Source organism: Streptomyces sp. PA03-5A (assembly GCF_033792725.1).
Classification (GTDB): domain Bacteria; phylum Actinomycetota; class Actinomycetes; order Streptomycetales; family Streptomycetaceae; genus Actinacidiphila.
This window is the reverse complement of record NZ_JARAVL010000048.1, coordinates 22,807-39,882: the sequence shown is the minus strand read 5'-3', so window position 1 is coordinate 39,882 and position 17,076 is coordinate 22,807. Positions and strand designations below refer to the sequence as shown.

Genomic DNA, 17,076 nt, shown 5'->3' with positions numbered 1-17,076 from the left:
CGCGTCAGGTCGGCAGGGGCGCGGGGAAGGACACGGTGAAGCTCGGGATGGGGGGCTCCGAGGGCGTCGCGGAGTCCGACGGTGTGGCGGAGGGCGAGCCGTCGGACGGGCTCGGCCCTGCCGTGGCCGTGGTCCGGGTGCTGCTCGGTTGCGGTTCGCTGCGCGAGGCCCGCGGGCTGGGCGAGCTCGACGGCGAGGGGCTGCCGCTCGCCGAGGCGGAGGCGTCGGCCGAGCCGGACTCCGAGGGTGCGGCCGAGGACGCGGTCGCCGACGGCTCGCCCACCGCCACGGTCACCGGGGGTGTGGTGACGCTGGGCAGCGGTGCGGGGGCGACCGGGCGCAGGGGCCTGATCTCGGGCACTCCGGGCTGCAGGATGGGCGCGATCGGCGGCTGCGGCGGCAGCGGCTTGGGGGTCACCCCGCCCACCCACGCGGCGCACAGCGCCGCAGCTCCGGCCAGTGCGGCCCCGCCGATGAGGAGCCTCAGCCGGAGATTCCCCTCCGTGGCGCGGACGACGTAGCGGACGAGCCGGCCCCCGAGGCGCACCGACAGGTACGCCGCCCCCGCCAGGGGGAAGATCAGCATCAGGCTGCCGATGACCCCGACCGTCCCGGCGGCGAACTGGCCCTCGGCGAAGGCGCAACCGGTCCCGCTCAGCTGCTCGACCAGGGACCGCAGGCTCGTCTCGAGCAGGCGCGGCAGGTTCCACAGCACGTAGCCGAGCTCGGCCAGCAGCAGGGGCACCATCGTCAGCACCCAGGTGGTGACGATGATCCGGGCGGAGCGCTTGAGGTCGGAGACCTCGGGGGGCACCGGACGGCCCGGCAGCATGCTGCGCAGGATCGGCTTGATCTTGCCGAAGAGGTCCGGGACGCCGGCGAGGTCACCGAGGATGTAGTAGCCGTCCAGCCGGACGGCCGGCATCAGCTGCTCGATGATCTCGAAGTGGGCCAGGTAGATGGCGGCGAGGAAGAAGGACTGCCCGGTGGCGAAGTAGCCGCCGGCCAGGGCCAGTATGAAGACGACGTTGAAGTAGACGCCGCCCAGGTCGGTGCGCATGCGCCCGCCCCGGCCGATCCGGTAGACGTCGGTGACGTCGGTGTACATCGACGGCCAGATGAGGAAGATGCCGCAGCCGATGGCCCCCGGGCGGGCCCCGCCGTAGCGGCACGCGGAAGCGTGCCCGAACTCGTGGAAGACGAGCGAGGCCACGGTCAGCGCGAACACCACGAGCATCAGCACCGGCTGCTCCAGCACCTGGAGCACCGGGGTCATCGCCCCGTGGACGGCGAACAGCCAGATCTCCATGGCGACCGCCGTCGCGAGCACCAGCGTCACCGCCAGCGGACGATGCAGCCAGGCCAGGGAGCGGGCGATCCGGGCGACCTGCCGCTCGCGGAAGATGACCCGGTGGCCCTTCAGGACGAGCAGGAGGTCCGCGGTGGGCCCGGTGACCTCGTCGTCCTCCTGCCCGAAAGGGACGGTGACGCCCAGCGGCTGGAGCTTGTTCTCGATCAGGTAGTGCACGTTCTCGGCGCTGACCTCACGGCCGAAGCGCCCGCTCACCCGGTGCGAGATGGCCTCGGTGTCGCGCCGTCCGTCGATGGCGCGGGCGACCAGGTACAGCAGCCGGCTCAGCTGGACGACCTGCCCGTCCCCCCGGCGGACGATGTACCGGGGTTCGGTGGTCCCCGAGCCCTTGTACTCGCCCAGGAGTTGCAGGCCCGCGCCGAGCCGCGGGACGGGGAAGCCCGTGTCGTGGAAGGGAGGTTCCATCACGTCCGCGCCGTACACCGCCGTTCCCGTGGGGCCGGGGCCGTGAGCAATGTGACTTTCCGTCACCGTCCTGCTCTTCCTCCCGAGACGGACCGCGCCACGACGGGCGCGGTCCGCACACGTACGGGTGTTGTTACTGGCGGATGTTGATGGCCTGGACGGCCTCGGACTGGGCGACCGCGAACGGGGAGAACTGGTTCGCCGCGAGCGACTCGTTGTGGGCGTCGACGTGCGCGATGTTCTTGGTCACGTGCGTGGTCTTGACGAAGCTGAACTTCAGCTTGCCCAGGGCCTCGCGGCCGGGCAGCAGCTCCGCGGACTCGGCGTCGAGCTGGTCCATGTTCATGGGAGGGGGATACCTTTCTCGGTATGCGGAAGGAGGTGGAACGCCGACTACTGCTTGATGTTGATGGCCTGGGTGGCCTGCGACTGGGCGACCGCGTACGGCGACCACTCGTTGGCCGCGAGCGACTCGTTGTGGGCGTCGACGTGGGCCACGTGCTTGGTCACGTGCGTGGTCTTGACGAAGCTGAACTTGAGCTTGCCCAGGGCCTCGCGGCCGGGCAGCAGCTCCGCGGACTCGGTGTCCAGCTCACGCATGTCGAGCATGGGGGATCCTTCGTACGAGGGGTGCGGACGGGGGCCGGGTCCCAGAACCCGTCCATCCACACCGGACGATCTGTCTGACGGCGTTGGACAGTAGTCGGGCGCCACGGGCCCGGCAAGCGATTCGGATCCATGACTGTCCGTCAACGCGGCGGCTGCACAAGGGAAACGACAGGTGGGAGCACCGGCGAGGGCACCTCGGGCACCCGGCCCCACCCCCCGGATATCACTCGAACGGGTCAATCCGCCCCCTGCCCGATGTGGGGAAGTCCCGGCAGAGGGGGCGAAGCACGACGAACCGGTGGCTATCCTCTCGATCCCCGAGGCGCTTGGGCCGACCAAGCCTCCGGTGAGAGGGGTGCACGTGCTTGTCGTTCAAGGGGCGACCGCCACCGCCGTCGTCCGCCACCGGACCGGAGAGCCGGTGGTCCTGCTTTCCGGCGAACTCCCCGCGGTCCTCACGCCGGCCGCCCTGAACGAACTGCTGAATCTGGCCGCGGCCGTCCTCACGGCCGAGGAGATGACCCTCTTCCGCAGTTGCCTGACCGCACTGCGCTGCGGGGAGAAACTCCAGGAACGCCGTATCGAGGTCAGCGGCGCCGTCCTCACCGTCTACAGCAGCTGACCGGAACCGAATTCCACCCTTTTTGGATTGCATTTCCCGGGGCATTTTCAATACGTCCCGAGTGGGCGACATGCCGAATGCAGATCACCCTGGAGGGTGTTTCCCCGGCCTCTCCCGAGGGATACCCGAGCATCAACTCCCGAAGCTCAGGAGCGGTTTTTCCCCGGAAGCGAGGGCAAGCCGAAGGGTCGCCCGTTCGGCCGCGCGTCACCGATCGGCGGAATGAATGCGGCACAAGTCCCGAGTAACGTCTGGCGGGCCATCCGGCAATTCACCGAGTTTGAGGAGAAATGCGGTGAGAAAATTCGTTCGCGCTGCCGCAACGGCGGCACTGGCCACGGTCGCCCTGGCGGTCCCCATGACGGCGACGGCCTCCGCAACCCCGTCCCACTCCGCGTCCGGCCACTACCGGAACGCCGGGCACGGCAACTGGGGCGGGGACTACGGCCGCTGCGGGCCACGCCAGTGGGGGTACGGCAGGTGGGACGATCGCTGGGACCGCGGCCGGGGCCACGGCCACGGTCGCGGCCACGGTCGCGGCTTCGCCCACCAGCGGTACGACCGCTTCGGGTTCGGCCGGTACTGGCAGGACCGCGACTGCGACTGCCGCTACCGCTACTGAACCCGCCGGCCATGACGTGGGCCCCCGGGAAGGGGACTTTCCCGGGGGCCCACCCCTGTGCGCATTCCGTTCCGCCCGCCCCGCCGCTCAGCTGCTGTAGACGGTGAGGACGGCGCCGCTGACCTCGATACGGCGTTCCTGGAGTTTCTCCCCGCAGCGCAGTGCGGTCAGGCAACTGCGGAAGAGGGTCATCTCCTCGGCCGTGAGGACGGCCGCGGCCAGATTCAGCAGTTCGTTCAGGGCGGCCGGCGTGAGGACCGCGGGGAGTTCGCCGGAAAGCAGGACCACCGGCTCTCCGGTCCGGTGGCGGACGACGGCGGTGGCGGTCGCCCCTTGAACGACAAGCACGTGCACCCCTCTCACCGGAGGCCCCGGGTCCACGAACTCGTCGTCCCGAGACTGGAGAGAATATCCCCGTGCTCCCCACTCTTTGTCCGTTCTGGGTTACTTCACCACCACACGCCCCGTCAGGCACGGCATGGGCATGGCCAATCGAACGGCGGGTACCGGTCAGCGGACAGCAGCAAGGGCCAAATCAGCACGCTGCTGCACCAGATGGACCGGGCCGTCCGCAGTAGACGCCGAGCGGCGTTTGGCGTTGCGATGTTCCCTGCGCCGGCGCGCGCCCCCAAGGGTCAGCCGGACTCCGGACCGGACGCCGACCGGGGCTCGGTGGGGCTGCGGAGGAGGGATTCGACGAGGGCGGCGACGTGGCGGCGGTCGGCTTCGGACAGTTGCTGGACGCTGGCGATGAGGGTGGCCACCTCGGGGTCGGGGGTGGTGCCGGTGCCGTCCTCGACGTACAGGTGGATCCCGCAGGCCTCGGCCGCGGCGCGGCGTACCGCCTCCAGCGGCAGTTCCAGCCCCCGCGACAGGCCCTCCAGCGTGGACTGCTGCGGCATCCGGGCCACCCGCGCGGTCGTCGCCAGGTGATGCACCGTCGACCGCGGGACGCCACCGCGCCGCGCCACCTCACCGTACGACCAGCCCCGCTGCTCCAGCCGGCGCTTGATCAGTTCCTGCAGTGCGTTCACCACGGGATGGATTCTTCCTGCTAGCACGTCGGTTGACCCGTACGAGTGAGATCGAGTCTACAGCGGCCCCACCCACCCGACCCGGACCCACACCCCCTCACCTGCACCTTCACCCCGGTGTGCCACGCCGGCCGGACCGAACTGCCGCGAAATGCTTGCCGCGGGGCGCGCCAGGGGCTAGCGTCCAATGTCATCAGACAACTCGTCCGATGGCCATGGACAACGCGGTGCGGACCCGCTTCCGCCCGACCGCCCCACCGGGCTCCCCTGCGAAGGCGGTCCGCACCCCGGAATCCCGACCGTGATTCTGCGCTTCCCCGGGCGGTTTCATCCGGCGTCGCCAAAACTGCCCTCCCTCCTCCGAAACCCGTACGTTCAACGCTCCGGGACGCGGTGCGTCACGCCCGGCGCCGGTGACGTCGGACGGAATCTAGGGGTGATCAACGCCCCCGAAACCCGGTTGCCCAAAACTGGCCGCTTTTGCCCCATCCGATCAAGTGATTCAACGTCATGGGCATTGCTCTCCGCACATGCCGACAGCAGATATATGCATGCTTCGTCGGCTCCCCCGGCCGGACGGTGTCCGTGCGCCGATCACTCGCAGCAGAATCCGGGAGTGGTATGTGCGACGAATTCTGCGGGCCCGCCCTCGCGGCATGGCTCGCCCGAGGAGCCGGTGACCCACGGCGCCGCCTGGACGAGTGGGCCCGCGCCAGGAACCGGGTGACGCTGCTGCCGGCCGGCCACCGGTGGGACGCCGTCAGGATCCCCGAACGACCGGGCCACGAGGTCCTGGCACGACTGCAGGACAGCGCCGCGCCCGTGGGACCCGTCATGTGGGACCGGCGCTGCGGCTTCCTGTACTTCCTGGTGCCGCCGCGCGCCGAGGACGTCTGGTCCCCGCTCGGGCTGCGCTTCCTCGCCCTCGGCGGGTGGCTGGCCGCCGCCGACCCGCGCAGGCCGGCCCGGCACCCGGCCCTGTGGATCCACTCCAGGAACGCCGTGGAACTCACCGGCCCGGCATATCTCTACATCGCCTGCCTGGAGGTGCTGACCGCCGGCGCCCGCTCCCTGCCGCGCGTTCCCGCGCCCCTGTGAGACGGCCGTCGGCCCGTCACACCCGCAGCGCCCGCCCGCGGCGCACGGCACGTACGCCCCGCACGGCGCGCACCACCCGGCGCACGGCGCGGTGACGGCGGAGGGCCTCGGCGCGGACCGGGCTGCCCCCGGGCAGGCGCAGACTGGTGAGGCGGCGCCGCTTGAAGTACTGGGGGTGGCGCGGCAGATGACGGCGGAGCCACTCCTCGGCCTCCGGGCGCAGCCCGGGGTGGAGACGGGCCTGCATGCAGTAGCCCACGGTCCGCAACAGCGGGGCGAGGGTCCCCTCCACCACCTCCGCGGTGAGGGCCGGCGGGCGGCCGACGAGGGCGGCGTCCCGCTCCAGGTCCGGGAGGGCGGCGTCGACGAGGGTGAGCGGGATGCGGTCCTCGCTCTCGTACGGGGCGACCCGGTCCAGCAGCGGCCCGGTGCCGACGCGTGCGGCGGGGATGCCGTGCAGGGCCGCGGCGGTGAACAGGGCGGTCGAGGAACAACCGACGACCAGCGCGGGGCGGAACCGCGCGAGCAGGGCCTCGGCGGCGACGGGCCCCTCCAGGACCGCCAGTTCCACGCCGAGCCCGGCGGCGGCCCTGCCGAGCGAGGACGTCAGGTCCTCGGGCGCGCCGGGATCGGGGGCGTAGACCAACGAGGTGTGACCGGCCGCGACCGCTCCGCAGAGCATGCGCACGTGGAGCCCGGCCTCCTCCCGCCCGTCGACGAGGCCGCTCGCGCTCAGGTGCTCGCCGAGCAGGAGTGCGGTGTGCCGCTCGGGAACCGGCGGGACGAGGGCGGCCATGCCCTGGAGCGTGCTCAGCAGCACGTCCTCGGGGACGGCCACGGGCTCCACCGCGTGCTCGGCGAGCAGCAGCGGGCGCAGCCCCGGCAGCAGGTCGACGTGGAGCAGCCGCGCGATACGGCAACCGAGGCCGGCCGGCAGCCGGTCGGCGGTGGGTCCGTAGCCCTTCAGGCCGGCGGCGTACACGTGGACCGGGCTCTCGGCGAAGATCTCGGCGACCGAGCGGGCGGGCGGCGAGTGCGGCGCCTCACAGACGATCTCCACGGGTCCCTCGCCCAGCTCCCAGGCGAGCCGCAGTGCCCGCTCCCACAGGGTGAGGTCCTCCTCGCGGGGCGACCAGTCGGCCGGGTGGTGCGGGGCGATGGCGGCGTTCCAGGAGCGCACGGCGTCGAACTCGGGCCGCAGCGCCGCGAAGCCCGGCGTGCGGTCGAGGGGCGTGGCGAGCTCGGGGACGGCCGAGACGTCGCTCACCACGAGGAGACGGCGGCGGCCCCCACGGGGTCCGAACAACCCCGCCCGGATGGCCGCCGTGACGGTCGCCGCCGCGTAAGGGGTGGCGGCGAAGAAGATCTGGGTCATCCACTCGTCCTTCGTGTCGCCGCGCGCCCGGCGCGGCATCCGGTCCGGGGCGCGGCGCTGCCGCTCGTGGCCCAGCATCACGGACCGGTTCGTCCCGGTCCAAGCCGTGGCGCCGGATGTCACCGGTCCGAGTGAGCGGGGCCCGGAACGGCCCCGGAGCACGTCCGCGGGAAAAACTTCCTCCGACGTGTCGAGCCGCGCGCCGCCCGTTCGACGCGTAGGCAGGAGCGGGGAGGATCCCCACCCGTGCCTGAGGAACCCGTACCTGAAGAAGGAGAACGCGATGCGTTTCATGTCCCTGATCCGGATCAACGAGGACAACGTCCCCGAGGGCGGCCCCGACGAGCGGCTGATGGAGGAGATGGGCAAGCTCATCGAGGAGATGTCCAAGGCCGGCGTGCTGCTGGACACGGCCGGTCTGCGGCCGACCTCCGAGGGGACCCGGCTGCACTGGGACCACGGGAAGCTGTCCGTCGTCGACGGGCCCTTCACCGAGTCCAAGGAGTTCATCGGCGGCTACGCGATCGTCCAGGCGAAGTCGAAGGAGGAGGCCGTGGAGTGGACCAAGCGCTTCCTGCAGGTCCACGGCGACGCCTGGGAGATCACCTGCGAGCTGCGGCAGGTCGAGGAGGCCCCCGAGCTCTCCTGAGGCGCCCGGAGCGCCGCCGGTTGCCCTCGCCCGGAGCGGCTGCTCTGATGGGTGGCTGTGACGGCTTCGGCTCCAGGTACCGATGACGCCCGCCGCGCGATCGAGGCGGTGTGGCGGATCGAGTCGGCCCGGGTGATCGCCGGTGTCGCGCGGATCGTGCGCGACATCGGCGTCGCCGAGGAGCTCGCGCAGGACGCCCTGGTCGCCGCCCTCGAACAGTGGCCGGGCGCCGGCGTCCCGGACAACCCCGGTGCCTGGCTGACGACCACGGCGAAGCACCGGGCGATCGACCTCGTCCGCCGCAAGGAGGTCTTCGCGCGCAAGCTCCGGGAACTCGGCCACACCCTGGAGGGCGGCCAGGCGTACGAGCCCGACTTCGCGGCCGCCGAGGCGGCCGCCGACGGCGACATCGAGGACGACCTGCTGCGGCTGGTCTTCACCGCCTGCCACCCGGTGCTGTCCACCGAGGCCCGCGTGGCGCTCACCCTGCGGCTGCTCGGTGGTCTGACCACCGCCGAGATCGCGCGCGCCTACCTCGTCCCCGAGGCGACCGTCGCCCAGCGCATCGTGCGGGCGAAACGGACGCTGGCGAAGGCGGACGTGCCCTTCGAGCAGCCGCACGGGCCCGACCGGGTCGAACGGCTCTCCTCCGTCCTGGAGGTCATCTACCTGGTCTTCAACGAGGGCTACTCGGCGACCGCGGGCGACGACTGGATGCGCCCGGCGCTGTGCGAGGACGCGCTGCGCCTCGCCAGGGTGCTGGCGGGGCTGATGCCCAAGGAGCCCGAGGCCCACGGCCTGGCCGCGCTGCTGGAGATCCAGGCCTCCCGTTCTGCCGCCCGCACCGGCCCGGACGGGCAGCCCGTCCTGCTGGCCGACCAGGACCGGCGGCGCTGGGACCAGCTGCTGATCCGGCGCGGCTTCGCCGCACTGGCGCGCGCCGAGGCGGCGGGCGGCCCGCCGGGCCCGTACGCGCTGCAGGCCGCCATCGCCGCCTGCCACGCCCGCGCCCTGCACGCGCGGGACACGGACTGGCGGCGGATCGCCGAGCTCTACGCGGCCCTGGCACAGCGCGCGCCGTCCCCGGTGGTGGAACTCAACCGGGCGGTCGCGGTCACCATGGCGTACGGACCGCAGGAGGGGCTCGCGCTCGTGGACGGGCTCACCGACGAGCCGTCGCTGCGCGGCTACCACCTGCTGCCGAGCGTCCGCGGTGACCTGCTGGAGCGGCTCGGCCGGTACGCCGAGGCCCGCGAGGAGTTCCTGCGCGCCGCCTCCCTGACGCGCAACGAGCGCGAGCGCGCCCTGCTGGTCGAGCGCGCCGCCCGGGCGAGCCTGGCGGCTAAGGGGTAGGCGGCCGGGCGCCGGGTCCCGGGCCGCGGCGGCGGCCGGCGGTGCCGTCGATGGCCTCCACGACCGGGTGGCGGTGCGCCTCGGACCCGCGCAGGGCGTGCAGCATGACGAGCATCATCAGCGGGCACATCAGGGCCACGGCGAGGATGAAGATCGCACCGATCGGCACACCGAGCCCCACCGCGACCACCACCGCGGCCGCGGCGACGAGCCCGTACAGCCCGTAGTGCCGGCCGGTCGCCCTCGTCCTGTCCATCGCGGCCTCCCGCGGTCTCGCCGACGGCGTGGATTTCATCGTACGGCCGCGGGCGCGTGCCGCATCCGGACGCCGACGGCCCCTGCGCGGGGCCCGGGTGACGGGCGGGCCAGGGGGACGGCGCGCGCCCCCGCAGTCACCCGCGGACTCCCGCGCGCCCTCACCGAGGGGTGCCGGGCGGGTGGACATACGTCCCGCTCATGGGATCATCCTGCGGTGCGCCGCCCGCCGCGCGGCGGGAACCGCGGCCCGCACGCGGGACACCCGACGTCGTCGACACCCGAGAGGGACAGGGCATGACCGGAACGGCGAGCCGCTACCTCTACCTCACCCGGCACGCAGAGGCGCTGCCGGACGGGAGCGGCCTGACGGAGAACGGCTTCCGGCAGGCCGGACTCCTCGGCGAGCGGCTGGGGGGCTCCCCGGTCTCCGCCGTCCACCACGGTCCGCTGCCCGGGGCAGCGCAGTCCGCGGCGCTGATCGGCGAGCGGCTGGGGAACGGGGTGCCCGTGACGCCCAGCGAGCTCGCGGGGGACTACCCGCCGTACTTCCCCGCGGAGTCCGAGCTGCCGCCGGACAGCGCGTACTACCTCTCCCGCTTCCTCGACCACTTCTCCGCCGAGGAGCGCGCCTGGGGACCGCACTGGGCCGCCGGGGCGCTGACCCGCTTCGCCGGGCCGATGGCGGCGGGCAAGGCGGCGCACGAGCTGGTCGTGACCCACAACTTCCTGATCGGCTGGCTGGTCTCGGCGGCGCTGGACGCGCCCCGCTGGCGCTGGCTCAGCCTCAACCACGCCAACGCCGCCCTGACGGTGATCCGCTACACCCCCGGCCGGCCGAACTCGGTGCTGCTCCTCAACGACATGCGGCACCTCCCGGAGGAACTGCGCTGGACCGGTTTCCCGGCCGAGCTGCACTTCTGACGGCGGTCGCCCGGCTCCTCGCCGGCCACCCGACACCGGGCCCCGCGCCGCGCCGTACGCCCCGCGCGCAGGCCCACACCCGGTCCGGGGACCTTGTGGCCTATGGCAACCTCAAACCGGGCAGTGTTAGAAATGTCGGCATGGTCGACGTTTTCGACCGATTCGGGGCGTCACAATGCGGTCACTGACCGAGAAGAGCCCGCGGAGCGTCGCCGGACAGGTCTTCATCCTGCAGGTGGCGATCGTCGTGCTGCTCGTGGCGGGCGGCGTGTTCGCGCTCGTCGTGCAGTCCCGGCACGACAGCGAGCGCGAGGCCGTGAACCGTTCGATCGCGGCGGCGAGCACCTTCGCCCGCTCCCCCGGCCTGGTGGACGTGCTGAAGGAACCGGACCCCTCCAAGACCCTCCAGCCCATCACCGAACTGGCCCGCAAGGAGGCCGGGGTCGACTTCATCGTGGTGATGGACACCAAGGGGATCCGCTACACGCACCCCATCCCCGGCCGGATCGGCCAGCAGTTCGTCGGCACCATCGGGCCGTCCCTGCAGGGCAGGGTCTACACCGAGAGCGTGCAGGGCCCGCTCGGCCACGAGGTCCAGGCGGTCGTGCCCGTCTTCGACCCCGTCGACGACCCGCACGGCCAGGTCGTGGCACTGGTGTCGGCCGGCATGAAGGTGAAGAACGTGACCGGCGTGGTCGCCAAGCAGCTGCCGATCATCCTCGGCGCCGGCGCGGCCGCGCTCGCCCTGGCCATGGGCGGCACCGCCCTGGTCGCCAGACGGCTGCGCCGGCAGACCCACCGCCTGGACGCGGCCGAGATGACCCGCATGTACGAGCACCACGACACCGTGCTGCACTCCGTGCGGGAGGGCGTGCTCATCGTCGACGAGGACGGTCGGCTGCTGCTCGCCAACGACGAGGCCAAGCGCCTGCTCGACCTCGCCCCCGACGCCGAGGGCCGGCGGATCACCGACCTGCACGGGCTCGACCCGGGCACGGTCGAGCTGCTGACCTCCCAGCGGGTGGCCACCGACGAAGTGCTGCCGGCCGGCGACCGCCTGCTGGCGGTCAACCAGCGTCCCACCGACGGCCACGGCGGCCCCAAGGGCACGATCGTGACCCTGCGCGACTCCACGGAGCTGCAGGCGCTGTCCGGCCGTGCCGAGGACGCCAGGCAACGCCTCAAGCTGCTCTACGACGCGGGCCTGGGCGTCGGCACGACCCTCGACGTGGTGCGCACCGCCGAGGAGCTGGCGCAGGTCACCGTGCCGCGCTTCGCCGACTTCGTCACCGTCGACCTGGCCGACCCGGTGCTGCGCGGCGAGGAGCCCAGCGGCACCGCCGGCTCCGACATGCGCCGCACGGCCGTCAACGGCATCCGCTCCGACGCCCCGCTCTACCCGCTCGGCAGGCTGATCGACTTCCTGCCCTCCACCCCGCAGGCGCGCGGCTTCGGCAGCGGCCGCGCGGAGATCGTCGCCGACCTCTCCGCGGACGCAGGCTGGCTCGCGCAGGACCCCGAGCGCACGGACCGGGTCGTGGGGTACGGCATCCACTCGCTGATCGCAGCCCCGCTCAAGGCCCGCGGCGTGGTGCTGGGCATCGCCAACTTCTGGCGTTCGGAGAAGCCGGAGCCGTTCGACGAGGAGGACCTCTCGCTCGCCGAGGAGCTCGTCGCCCGCGCCGCGATCAACATCGACAACGCGCGCCGCTACACCCGCGAGCACGCCTTGGCCGTCACCCTGCAGCGCAGCCTGCTGCCGCGCGCGCTGCCCGAGCAGAGCGCCCTGGACGTGGCCCACCGCTACCTGCCCGCGCAGTCCGGCGTCAGCGGCGACTGGTTCGACGTGATCCCGCTCCCGGGCAACCGGGTGGCGCTCGTCGTCGGCGACGTCGTCGGCCACGGCCTGCACGCCGCCGCCACGATGGGGCGGCTGCGCACCGCGGTGCACAACTTCTCCACCCTCGACCTGCCGCCCGACGAGCTCCTCGGGCACCTGGACGACCTGGTCGGCCGCATCGACCAGGACGAGTCCGGCACCGGCGTCGGGGCCGGCGTCATGGGTGCCACCTGCCTGTACGCGATCTACGACCCCGTCTCACGGCGCTGCGTGATGGCGCGGGCCGGGCACCACCCGCCCGCCCTGGTCCGCCCCGACGGCGGCGTGGAGTTCCCCGACCTGCCCGCCGGGCCGCCGCTGGGCCTGGGCGGCATGCCGTTCCAGACGGCGGAGCTGGAGCTGGCGGAGGGCACGCAGCTGGTCCTGTACACCGACGGGCTGATCGAGGACCGCAGGCGGGACCTCGACGTCGGCATGGAGATGCTGAAGCAGGCCCTGGCCGCCCACCCGGACCGGCCGCCCGAGGAGAGCTGCCAGGCCGTGCTGGAGGCGCTGCTGCCGGGCCGTCCCAAGGACGACGTGGCGCTGCTCATCGCCCGCACCCGGTGCACCCCCGCCGATCACGTCGCCGAGTGGGACGTGCCCCTCGATCCCGCGGCCGTGTCCGGGATGCGGGCCGCCGTCGCGGAGAAGCTGGACGAGTGGGGCCTGTCGGAGCTGGCGTTCGGCATGGAACTGGTGCTCAGCGAACTGATCACCAACGCGATCCGCTACGGTTCCGCGCCCATCAGGGTCCGGCTGCTGCTGGACCGCACGCTGACCTGCGAGGTGTCCGACGGCAGCAGCACCTCGCCGCACCTGCGCTACGCCGCCACCACCGACGAGGGCGGCCGCGGGCTGTTCCTGGTCGCGCAGGTCGCCGAACGCTGGGGCACCCGCTACACCCCCGAGGGCAAGGTGATCTGGGCGGAGCAGCCGCTGCCCGCCTGGGCGGACCGCGCCCTGGACGCGGGCGCCCGGCTGACGGGCGCGGTCGACGCCTCGACGCGGTGAACGCCCCGGGGCTCAGCCGGACGTCTGCGCCAGCACACGGGCCCGGCACCGGGCCGGCGTACCCCAGGCGGAGCGCAGCGCGCGGGCCTTGGTGAGCCACAGGGACAGGTCGTACTCGGCCGTGTAACCGAGGGCGCCGTGCAGTTGCAGCGCGGTCCGCGCGGCCCGGTACGCGGCCTCGCCGCAGGCCACCTTCGCGGCGGCGACGTCGGCGCCGGTCCCGGTCACGGCAGCGCCGTGCAGCAGGGGCCGGGCGAACTCCAGGGCGATCAGGGTGTCGGCCAGCCGGTGCTTGACGGCCTGGAAGGAGCCGACCGGCACCCCGAACTGGTGGCGCCGCCGCACATGGTCGACCGTACGGACCAGCAGCGCGAGCCCGACGCCGAGCGCCTGGGCCGCCGTGACGAGCGCCGCCCGGTCGGCGGCCCGGGCGGCCGCGGCCGCGACGGCGGGCCCGGCGGCCAGCACCGCCGCGGTGCCCTCCTGCGGGACGGCCAGACGCCGGACGGGGTCGAGGGAGGCCAGGACCGGGCCGTGGTGGCGGGCCAGGAGCAGCCGGTCGCCGCTCACGACCAGGACGGCGTCGGCGGCGTCGGCGTCGAGGGCGTGGCCGCCCTCCGGCGCGGCGAGGCCCAGCACGGCCCGTCCCGCGGCGACGCGGGGCAGCCACTCCTTGGCCGGCCCCGGGTCGGGCAGCGCGTCCAGGAGCGCGGCGGCGGCCACCGTCTCGACGACCGGGCCCGGTACGGCGTGCCGCCCCAGCTCGACGAAGGCGAGGGCGAGCTCGACGGAGCGCGGGCCGTAGCCGTCGTACGCCTCCGGCACGGCGAGCGCGAAGAGACCGGCATCGGCCAGCCGGGCCCACAGCCGCCGCCCCGGTGCGTGCTCCCCCGCGGCCCAGGCACGCGCCGCCTCCGGCGTCCCGGCGGCGCCGAGCATGCGGTCCAGGGCGTGGGCGAAGTCCGCCTGCTCCACGGTCGGCAGGAACCTCATCGGCGACGCTCCCTCGGCAGCCCGGGCAACCGCTCGGCGACGATGTCGCGCTGCATCCCGCTCGCACCCGCACACGCAGGACGACGCGAGCCACCAGCGCCGTACGCCCCGGCACGGCCGGCGCCAAGCACCCGGCAGCAGCAGGCCGGACCGTACTCCCCCACGCCCCGGGCGCCCGGCGGGAACCTCATCCGCGACGCCCCCTCGGCAGCCCGAGCAACCGCTCGGCGACGATGTCGCGCTGGATCTCGTTCGTACCGGCGTAGACGGGCCCCGCGAGCGCGAACACCCAGCCCTCGGCCCAGGGGCCCCCGGCCGCTTCCCCCGGCGGCCCCAGGAGGTCCAGCGCGGTCTCGTGCAGGGCGATGTCCAGCTCGGACCAGAAGACCTTGGTGAGGCTGGACGCGCCTGCCTCCGGTGCGCCGCCCTCGGCGGCGCGGGCGGCGCCCGCGTAGGCGGCCAGCTGGTACGCACGGGCGCCGATCAGCGCGTCCGCGACACGGTCGGCGGCGGCCGGGTCCGCGTCCTCGCCGCAGGAGTGCCACAGGGCCGCCAGGCGGCGGGCGGCCGCCGTGAAGCGGCCGGGGCTGCGCAGGGTGAGGCCGCGCTCGTCGGCCGCCGTGCTCATGGCGACCCGCCAGCCGTCGCCGGGGGCGCCGACCACGTCGGCGTCGGGCACGAAGACGTCGTCCAGGAAGAGTTCGGCGAAGGCCGGCTTCCCGTCGAGGCGGGCGAGCGGCCGCACGGTCACCCCGGGCGCGTCGAGCCCGAACATCAGGTAGGTCAGTCCCTGGTGCGGCCGCGGCGCCCCGGGGTGGCTGCGGAACAGCCCGAACGCGCGGTCGGCGAAGGCGGCGCGGGAGGACCAGGTCTTCTGGCCGCGCAGCAGCCAGCCGCCCTCGGTGCGGGTGGCCGTGGAGCGCAGCGACGCCAGGTCGGAACCCGCCTCCGGCTCGGACCAGGCCTGCGCCCAGATCACCTCGCCGCGCGCCATGGGCGGCAGGACGCGGTCGCGCTGCTCCTGGGTGCCGTGCTCCAGGAGGGTCGGGCCGAGCAGGCTGATCCCGTTCTGGCCGACCCGGCCGGGCGCCCCGGCGGCGTGGTACTCCTCCTCGAAGACCAGCCACTGGAGGAGCGTGGCGTCCCGCCCCCCGTAGGCGGCAGGCCAGGAGACGACCGACCAGCGGTCGGCGGCCAGCCGGCGCTCCCAGGCGCGGTGGGCGGCGAAGCCCTCGGCCGTCTCCAGGGAGGGCAGCGGGACGGCGGGGACGTGCGCGGCGAGCCAGTCCCGGGCCTGGTGCCGGAAGGACCGTTCCTTCGCGGTGAAGTCGAGATCCACCCGCTCCCCCTTCCCTAACAAGTGTTTGGTAGATTAACGTCGACGGCGTGACTCCACCACCCCCGTACCACCCGGGCCACGCGCTGCTGGCGGACCGCACCGCGGTCGTCACCGCGGCGGCGGGCACCGGCATCGGCGGCGCGACGGCCCGGCGCCTCCTGGAGGAGGGCGCCCGGGTGGTGATCGGCGACGTCCACCAGCGGCGGCTGAAGGAGTGCGCGGCCGCCCTGGCGGACGAGTTCGGGCCGGACCGGGTCGCCGCGCTCCCCTGCGACGTCACGGACGAGACCCAGGTCGCGGCGCTGCTCGACCTCGCGGAGCGCCGGCACGGGCGGCTGGACGTCGTGGTCAACAACGCTGGCCTCGGCGGCACCGCCGAACTGACCGAGATGACCGACGGGCAGTGGGCGGAGGTCCTCGACGTCACCTTGACCGGCACCTTCCGCTGCACCCGCGCCGCACTGCGCCGGATGAAGGCCTCCGGTGCCGGCGGCGTCATCGTCAACAACGCCTCCGTCGCCGCATGGCGCGCCCAGGCCGGGCAGGCGCACTACGCCGCGGCCAAGGCCGGGGTCATGGCGCTCACCCGCTGCGCGGCGGTGGAGGCGGCGGCGTACGGGGTGCGGGTCAACGCCGTCTCTCCCAGCCTCGCCATGCACCCGCACCTGGTGAAGGTCACCACCGCCGGCCTGCTGGCGGAACTGACCGCGCGCGAGGCCTTCGGCCGCCCCGCGGAACCCTGGGAGGTCGCCAACGTGATCGTCTTCCTCGCCTCCGGCTACTCCTCGTACATGACCGGGGAGGTCGTCCCGGTGAGCAGCCAGCACGCGTGAAGCGAGAATGATCCCCGTGCCGAAGACCACTCCGAAGACCACGCCGAGGACCGCGAAGAGCCCCGCGGGGGCCACGGCCCCCTCCGACGGGCGCCGCGCCGAACTCCTCGCCATCGCCGCCAGGGTGTTCGCCGCCCAGGGCTACGACGCCACCACCGTCCGGCGGATCGCCGACGAGGCGGGGATGCTCGCGGGCAGCCTCTACTACCACTTCGACTCCAAGGAGTCGATGCTGGACGAGATCCTCTCGGCCTTCCTGGACGAGCTGTGGGCCGGGTACGAGGACGTGCTCGCCGCCGGCCTCGGCCCACGGGAGACCGTCGAGGCCCTGGTCACCGAGTCCTTCCGGGAGATCGACCGACACCTGGACGCCGTCGCGATCTACCAGCGGGAGGCCCGGCAGCTGGCGTCCTCCCAGCCCCGCTTCGCCTATCTCGGCGATTCGCAGCGCAGGTTCGAACGGCTCTGGCTCGGGACGCTGGAACGCGGCGCCGCCAACGGGGTGTTCCGCGCCGACCTCGACCTGCGGCTGGCCTACCGCTTCATCCGCGACACCGTCTGGGTCGCGGCGTCCTGGTACCGGCCGGGCGGGCAGCACAGCCCCGAGGAGATCGCCCGGCAGTACCTGTCCATGGTGCTGGACGGCGTCACCGTCAGGGAATGACGCAGCCGCACCCGGTCCACCACCCGGTCCCCACGG

Annotated in this window: 18 protein-coding genes; 9 read left to right on the top strand and 9 right to left on the bottom strand. The window is 73.4% G+C overall.

Features of this window, described 5'->3' with window-relative positions; all coding sequences use genetic code 11:
- Positions 1-4 precede the first annotated feature (4 nt).
- The 3 genes from PV410_RS39225 to PV410_RS39215 form a co-directional block, all read right to left on the bottom strand.
- Positions 5-1,777, bottom strand: a complete 1,773-nt coding sequence (locus PV410_RS39225; protein WP_500331186.1) for a zinc metalloprotease — start codon at positions 1,775-1,777, stop codon at positions 5-7.
- A gap of 133 nt (positions 1,778-1,910) precedes the next feature.
- Positions 1,911-2,123: a hypothetical protein gene (locus PV410_RS39220; RefSeq protein WP_431969350.1), complete on the bottom strand. Its 213-nt coding sequence runs from the start codon at positions 2,121-2,123 to the stop codon at positions 1,911-1,913.
- Between the two features lie 47 nt (positions 2,124-2,170).
- Complete coding sequence (locus PV410_RS39215) at positions 2,171-2,386, bottom strand: hypothetical protein (RefSeq protein WP_179280271.1); 216 nt, start codon at positions 2,384-2,386, stop codon at positions 2,171-2,173.
- Positions 2,387-2,747: 361 nt separating this feature from the next.
- Here PV410_RS39215 and PV410_RS39210 point away from each other — a divergent pair, with 361 nt between their 5' ends.
- On the top strand, positions 2,748-3,008 hold the full coding sequence (locus PV410_RS39210) for a hypothetical protein (RefSeq protein ID WP_499513901.1): 261 nt from the start codon (positions 2,748-2,750) through the stop codon (positions 3,006-3,008).
- Positions 3,009-3,303: 295 nt separating this feature from the next.
- On the top strand, positions 3,304-3,630 hold the full coding sequence (locus tag PV410_RS39205; RefSeq protein ID WP_500331145.1) for a hypothetical protein: 327 nt from the start codon (positions 3,304-3,306) through the stop codon (positions 3,628-3,630).
- Positions 3,631-3,717: 87 nt separating this feature from the next.
- Here PV410_RS39205 and PV410_RS39200 read toward each other — a convergent pair whose 3' ends face one another.
- Both PV410_RS39200 and PV410_RS39195 read right to left on the bottom strand, forming a co-directional pair.
- Positions 3,718-3,978, bottom strand: a complete 261-nt coding sequence (locus PV410_RS39200; RefSeq protein WP_499513901.1) for a hypothetical protein — start codon at positions 3,976-3,978, stop codon at positions 3,718-3,720.
- Positions 3,979-4,265: 287 nt separating this feature from the next.
- Positions 4,266-4,667: a helix-turn-helix domain-containing protein gene (locus PV410_RS39195; RefSeq protein ID WP_500331143.1), complete on the bottom strand. Its 402-nt coding sequence runs from the start codon at positions 4,665-4,667 to the stop codon at positions 4,266-4,268.
- 618 nt (positions 4,668-5,285) lie between these two features.
- Between PV410_RS39195 and PV410_RS39190 the strand changes: the two genes are divergently transcribed.
- Complete coding sequence (locus PV410_RS39190) at positions 5,286-5,762, top strand: hypothetical protein (protein ID WP_500331142.1); 477 nt, start codon at positions 5,286-5,288, stop codon at positions 5,760-5,762.
- 16 nt (positions 5,763-5,778) lie between these two features.
- On the opposite strand, the gene PV410_RS39185 is transcribed toward PV410_RS39190, so the two are convergent.
- Positions 5,779-7,215, bottom strand: a complete 1,437-nt coding sequence (locus PV410_RS39185) for a polysialyltransferase family glycosyltransferase (RefSeq protein ID WP_500331184.1) — start codon at positions 7,213-7,215, stop codon at positions 5,779-5,781.
- Positions 7,216-7,420: 205 nt separating this feature from the next.
- Here PV410_RS39185 and PV410_RS39180 point away from each other — a divergent pair, with 205 nt between their 5' ends.
- Both PV410_RS39180 and PV410_RS39175 read left to right on the top strand, forming a co-directional pair.
- The gene (locus tag PV410_RS39180) at positions 7,421-7,786 is read left to right on the top strand and encodes a YciI family protein (RefSeq protein ID WP_499513898.1); all 366 of its coding nucleotides are present in this window, start codon (positions 7,421-7,423) and stop codon (positions 7,784-7,786) included.
- A 51-nt stretch (positions 7,787-7,837) separates the two neighbouring features.
- On the top strand, positions 7,838-9,139 hold the full coding sequence (locus PV410_RS39175) for an RNA polymerase sigma factor (protein WP_500331140.1): 1,302 nt from the start codon (positions 7,838-7,840) through the stop codon (positions 9,137-9,139).
- Here the strand turns inward: PV410_RS39175 and PV410_RS39170 are convergent.
- On the bottom strand, positions 9,129-9,395 hold the full coding sequence (locus tag PV410_RS39170; RefSeq protein ID WP_500331138.1) for a hypothetical protein: 267 nt from the start codon (positions 9,393-9,395) through the stop codon (positions 9,129-9,131). The genes PV410_RS39175 and PV410_RS39170 overlap by 11 nt on opposite strands.
- A 296-nt stretch (positions 9,396-9,691) precedes the next feature.
- Here PV410_RS39170 and PV410_RS39165 point away from each other — a divergent pair, with 296 nt between their 5' ends.
- Entirely contained in the window at positions 9,692-10,318 is a 627-nt protein-coding gene (locus PV410_RS39165) for a histidine phosphatase family protein (protein WP_500331137.1), read from the top strand.
- Between the two features lie 175 nt (positions 10,319-10,493).
- Positions 10,494-13,211 carry a SpoIIE family protein phosphatase gene (locus PV410_RS39160; RefSeq protein ID WP_500331135.1) on the top strand — a complete coding sequence of 906 codons (2,718 nt, stop codon included), beginning with the start codon at positions 10,494-10,496 and terminating at the stop codon, positions 13,209-13,211.
- 12 nt (positions 13,212-13,223) lie between these two features.
- On the opposite strand, the gene PV410_RS39155 is transcribed toward PV410_RS39160, so the two are convergent.
- Both PV410_RS39155 and PV410_RS39150 read right to left on the bottom strand, forming a co-directional pair.
- Positions 13,224-14,204, bottom strand: coding sequence for an acyl-CoA dehydrogenase family protein (locus PV410_RS39155; protein WP_500331133.1), 981 nt, complete (start codon positions 14,202-14,204; stop codon positions 13,224-13,226).
- A gap of 187 nt (positions 14,205-14,391) precedes the next feature.
- On the bottom strand, positions 14,392-15,543 hold the full coding sequence (locus PV410_RS39150) for an acyl-CoA dehydrogenase family protein (RefSeq protein WP_500331131.1): 1,152 nt from the start codon (positions 15,541-15,543) through the stop codon (positions 14,392-14,394).
- A gap of 47 nt (positions 15,544-15,590) precedes the next feature.
- Here PV410_RS39150 and PV410_RS39145 point away from each other — a divergent pair, with 47 nt between their 5' ends.
- Entirely contained in the window at positions 15,591-16,376 is a 786-nt protein-coding gene (locus tag PV410_RS39145; protein WP_500331130.1) for an SDR family oxidoreductase, read from the top strand.
- A 16-nt stretch (positions 16,377-16,392) separates the two neighbouring features.
- The gene (locus PV410_RS39140) at positions 16,393-17,040 is read left to right on the top strand and encodes a TetR/AcrR family transcriptional regulator (RefSeq protein WP_500331129.1); all 648 of its coding nucleotides are present in this window, start codon (positions 16,393-16,395) and stop codon (positions 17,038-17,040) included.
- Positions 17,041-17,076: the final 36 nt, after the last annotated feature.